General features: G+C 48.2%; 4 protein-coding genes and 1 pseudogene. All 5 read right to left on the bottom strand.

The annotated features are described in order from the left end of the window. Positions 1-798 (bottom strand): annotated as a pseudogene (locus FTU45_RS15080) (IS91-like element ISVsa3 family transposase); the annotation flags it as partial. 210 nt (positions 799-1,008) lie between these two features. Beyond that, on the bottom strand, positions 1,009-1,233 hold the full coding sequence (locus FTU45_RS15075; RefSeq protein ID WP_000743213.1) for a hypothetical protein: 225 nt from the start codon (positions 1,231-1,233) through the stop codon (positions 1,009-1,011). After that, positions 1,230-1,967, bottom strand: a complete 738-nt coding sequence (locus tag FTU45_RS15070) for a recombinase family protein (protein ID WP_001366550.1) — start codon at positions 1,965-1,967, stop codon at positions 1,230-1,232. Before FTU45_RS15070 ends, FTU45_RS15075 begins: the two co-directional genes overlap by 4 nt. Positions 1,968-2,115: 148 nt before the next feature. Continuing rightward, positions 2,116-3,282: a tetracycline-inactivating monooxygenase Tet(X3) gene (locus tag FTU45_RS15065; RefSeq protein ID WP_024160783.1), complete on the bottom strand. Its 1,167-nt coding sequence runs from the start codon at positions 3,280-3,282 to the stop codon at positions 2,116-2,118. 189 nt (positions 3,283-3,471) lie between these two features. Further along, on the bottom strand, positions 3,472-4,137 hold the full coding sequence (locus tag FTU45_RS15060; RefSeq protein WP_015060916.1) for a tyrosine-type recombinase/integrase: 666 nt from the start codon (positions 4,135-4,137) through the stop codon (positions 3,472-3,474). Positions 4,138-4,313: the final 176 nt, after the last annotated feature.

Genomic DNA, 4,313 nt, shown 5'->3' with positions numbered 1-4,313 from the left:
CGAGTGCCCCAGCAGGGGTGTCATCGGGTCGTCATCCACCGCATCCGAGGCCAGATAGCTGTTTTCGACATCCCGTTCCAGCAGGCCTTGCCGTTCCAGATAGCGACCCACCCGGTGGGCGATGGTGTGCGTCAGCTGGGTGAGCTCTGGGCTGGTCGGCGCCTTGACCCAGCGGAAACGCGCTGAGCCGTGGGATTGCTCGACATACACACCGTCGAGAAACAGCATGTGGAAGTGAACATTCAGATTGAGCGCCGATCCAAAACGCTGGATCAGGGTGACCGCGCCCGTCTTGGCCACTTGGTGGGTATGGCCCGCTTTCTTGACCAGGTGCGTGGCAATGACGCGGTAAACGATGCCCAGCACCCACCCCATGATCTCGGGCCGGCTGGCAAACAGGAAACGCAGCTGAAACGGGAAGCTCAACACCCACTGACGCATGGGTTGTTCAGGCAGTACTTCATCAACCAGCAAGGCGGCACTTTCGGCCATCCGCCGCGCCCCACAGCTCGGGCAGAAACCGCGACGCTTACAGCTGAAAGCGACCAGGTGCTCGGCGTGGCAAGACTCGCAGCGAACCCGTAGAAAGCCATGCTCCAGCCGCCCGCATTGGAGAAATTCTTCAAATTCCCGTTGCACATAGCCCGGCAATTCCTTTCCCTGCTCTGCCATAAGCGCAGCGAATGCCGGGTAATACTCGTCAACGATCTGATAGAGAAGGGTTTGCTCGGGTCGGTGGCTCTGGTAACGACCAGTATCCCGATCCCGGCTGGCCGTCCTGGCCGCCACATGAGGCATGTTCCGCGTCCTTGCAATACTGTGTTTACATACAGTCTATCGCTTAGCGGAAAGTTCTTTTACCCTCAGCCGAAATGCCTGCCGTTGCTAGACATTGCCAGCCAGTGCCCGTCACTCCCACTCGATTGTAAACAAGCACACAAAACCCTTTAGTGACAACAATTTGCAAGAACTATCAGGCTCAGTGCCATGAAAAATACCATGACCAGATCATGAGGTTGAACACGGCTTGCGCCGGCAGCGTTCACGCTCCTGGTCGGCGATCTCGCCCGGCTGCAATGCTAGCTCAGCATCGGTCATGCGCTCCAGCACGTCGCGTAGGCGGATGGTGCAAGGAATGGGCGGCAGCTCGAACTCATAGCCGCCGGCGATCATTTCGGCCGCAATCTCCTCGGTGATGAAAAACGGCTCGTCGTCTTGGTTCGGCTTCTTCATGCCCTTTCCTCCTGGCGCTCATCCTGGCCGACAGCGGCCAGGGCATCGGCTTCCGTCAATGCGTCCTCCACGAACGCGCCGTGCTGCTTCGCTTCGGCCTGGCTGACCTCGGCCCATATCCGTTTCACCTGGGCCGCACTGTACCCGGCCAGCTCGGCGGTCTTGTTGATGCTGTAGCCGGACTTGCGCAGCGCGACAACTTGGGCGCGGCGCTTCGGATCAGCACGGCGGCCCTTGTACCGCCCGGCCTGGCGGGCCAACTCAATGCCTTGGCGCTGGCGTTCGCGCCTGTCCTCGTAGTCGTCGCGGGCCATCTGCAAGGCCAGGCGAAAAAGCATGATCTGCACGGCTTCCAGCACGATCTTGGCGACGCCCTGGGCCTCGGCCGCCAGGTCGGATAGATCGACCACGCCAGGGACGGCCAGGCGTGCGCCTTTGGCCTGTATCGAGGCCACCAGGCGCTCGGCCTCGGGCAAAGGTAGGCGGCTGATGCGGTCGATCTTCTCGGCAATGACCACCTCGCCGGGCTGTAGGTCGCCGATCATGCGCAGCAGCTCAGGCCGGTCGGCGCGTGCGCCGGATGCCTTCTCACGGTAGATGCCGGCGACGTAGTAGCCGGCGGCCTTCGCGGCCGTAGTGATCGCCTCTTGGCGTTCCAAGTCCTGCGCGTCGGTGCTGACGCGCAGATAGACCCGCGCCACCATCGGCGCGGCTACTGGCTTCGTCCTGCGCATACTTGCGGGCTCCTTTGGGCATACTCAAATGCACCCATCTTAAACTGGCAGCTAATGTACAAAAGTTGATAGAAGCACACAAGTTCAATTTTGCACTTCTGCCCCACTATTGCAAAACTGCTTGTTAGTAGCCGTTTTTTCTTACTGTTTATAGATTCAATAATTTTTGAAACGAAAAATTGGGACTAAACATTTCGGTTTCGTTTTCTGTCGATTCGTCCTGCGTATCTTTTGCATAAACAAACATTTGTTGTTCGTAGTTTTCGATGGCATTTTCAATACTTGTAAATTCTCCGTTTGTAAGGTTTTCAGACAATATCAAAGCATCCAATAATCCCGTATTTACACCCTGTCCTGCAAAAGGCGACATCAAATGAGCAGCATCGCCAATCATTGTTATGGGTAATGGACGGTTACTTTTCCAATCATTGTTCAAAGGAAATTTCCTTGTGGGCAAGCATTGAAATGTTGATACCGAACGTATTAATTGTTTGTAAACTTCACTCCATTTGGAAAATCTTTTCAATAAAAAATCGGCAACGCTGTTTCTGTCCTGAAAATCTAAGGGAATTTTATTTTTCCATTCATCGGGCGTTTTAAAACTAATTCCTAAATACAATGCACCATTATTATTGGGATTGGCAAACAATAAAATGCCCTGATGTCCCGCCATTAATCGGTTGCCGTTGCATAGCTGAAAAAATCCGGGACAGTTTATTTCCGGTTGAAGAATATCAGCTTGGATGTTGAAAGTACCGGTTTCTTCAACTTGCGTGTCGGTAACAAAGCTCCTTATTTTCGACATTCCACCATTGGCAAGAATAACCAAATCTGCTGTTTCACTCGGTTTATTCTCAAAAGTTAGTGTCCACTTCTTCTTACCAGGTTCAAGCATAACAAGTTTTCTATCCCAAATAACCGTGTCGTTTTCTAAACTATTCAACAAGATAGCCCTTAAGTCATTTCTGTTTATTTCAGGATTGTCAAATCGATTTTCGGGCTTTACATTTTTTGTGGATAAAATATTGCCTTTTTCATCAGCAATATTTACACCCATTGGTAAGGCTAAGTCATAATAAGTTTGTAACAATCCCGCTTTTTTCATTGCTTCCTGACCTGAACCTTTGTGTAGGTCAAGGGTTCCACCAAAAATTCTTGCCTCTCGGTCGTTGTCTCTTTCGTAAACTGAAACGTCTATGCCGTTTTGCTGTAATAATTTTGCCATAGTCAGTCCAACGGGTCCACCACCAATTATTGCAACGTTCTTATCACTAAGTAAATTCATTTGTTTGTCTGTATCTATTCGCATTGTCATTCAAAAATGGCACATAACAAGAGGCTATACGCCAAATGGCGTATATATCCACTATATCTTATTTTGCTAAACCTTTCATTATCAGTGACAAATCCGTTTTCAACCGTTTACCGTTCGTTTCTACTCTCTCAAAAGGATTTATATTCATAGTGCTTTTTGTTAAGTTTTGCTCAAATATACAAATCCTTTCTATATATCTAACAAATCCATCGGACTTTTTAATTGTTCCATTCCCTTGGTGGTAATATGTGTATAAACCTCAGTTGTTTTACTGCTTGAATGACCTAACAACGATTGAATATAACGTAAACTCGTACCATTCTCAAGCAAATGCGTTGCAAAGCTATGTCGTAAGGTATGTACAGTAACTTCCTTTTGAATCTTTGCTTTTAAAACAGCTGCTTTAAAAATGTTTTGAATACTTCGGCTTGAGTATGCGCCACCTTTTTGACCTTCAAATAAATAATCTTTTGGTTTATATTCCATAAAGTATGTTCTTAAAATAATTAATGTTTTCTCAGATAAAATGGTATAACGATCTCTTTTTCCTTTTGACTGTTCTATACGAATTTGCATGCGCTTGGAGTCAATGTCTTTTATTTTCAGGTTTATACATTCAGAAATGCGCAAACCTGCCGAATAAATAGTCATCAGAATAGCCTTGTGTTTCACGTTTTCAATAGCGCGTAGTACCCGAATGGTTTCTTCTTCACTCATCACAACAGGAAGTGTTTTTTCTTTTTTTGGTCTTTCGATGAAATATGTTTTCCGTTGTCCACCCAAAACACGTTCGTAATAAAACTTAATCGCATTGATTGCCTGGTTTTGATAAGATATTGAAACTTTTCGCTCCATAACCAAATGTCGGAGAAATGATTGTATATGTCCTTCATTCAATCGATCGACGTATAGGAAGAATAAACGCCCTTTTCACCCAAGTCCAACAGCTTTGGACCGCAGTTGACTCTTTCGACACCCCTGCGATGCAACCCAATCCGGCTGACGGGGAGCCAGCAACGCTGAAAATTTAC

Source organism: Acinetobacter sp. YH12106 (assembly GCF_013418995.1).
Taxonomy (GTDB): domain Bacteria; phylum Pseudomonadota; class Gammaproteobacteria; order Pseudomonadales; family Moraxellaceae; genus Acinetobacter; species Acinetobacter pseudolwoffii.
Note: the sequence above shows the minus strand (reverse complement) of the source record. Positions and strands in the feature narration are given on the sequence as shown.